The organism is Neisseria sp. P0009.S007, from assembly GCF_051962515.1.
The window spans coordinates 1-331 of sequence record NZ_JBQCVF010000993.1; the positions used below are offsets into that span (position 1 = coordinate 1).

Genomic DNA, 331 nt, shown 5'->3' on the forward strand with positions numbered 1-331 from the left:
GGTTTTCAGACGGCCTTTTGTGTATTGAGTCATCGACAAGGCTCGCTGCTTGGCAAACCTTGAATTAGTTGCCGACCGTTATGAACTTTCACCCAAAATCATCGAGCCTATGCCCGCATCGGTGAAAATTTCCAGCAAAAGCGCGTTGGGCAGGCGACCATCGATGATGTGGGTGGCTTTGACGCCGTTGCTTGCCGCTTCGACGGCGGAGCTGATTTTGGGCAACATACCGCCGTAGAGCGTGCCGTCTGCGATTAATTCGCCGATACGGCTTGGGGTCAGGTTGGTCAGCAGGTTGCCTTCTTTGTCCATCACGCCGGAGATATTGGTC

1 protein-coding gene is annotated in these 331 nt (G+C 53.8%); it reads right to left on the bottom strand.

Annotated features, from left to right (window positions below; genetic code table 11):
- Positions 1 to 78: 78 nt before the first annotated feature.
- The coding region (locus tag ACTHS3_RS17475) for an amino acid kinase family protein (protein ID WP_440368695.1) at positions 79 to 331 on the bottom strand (253 nt) is incomplete at its 5' end.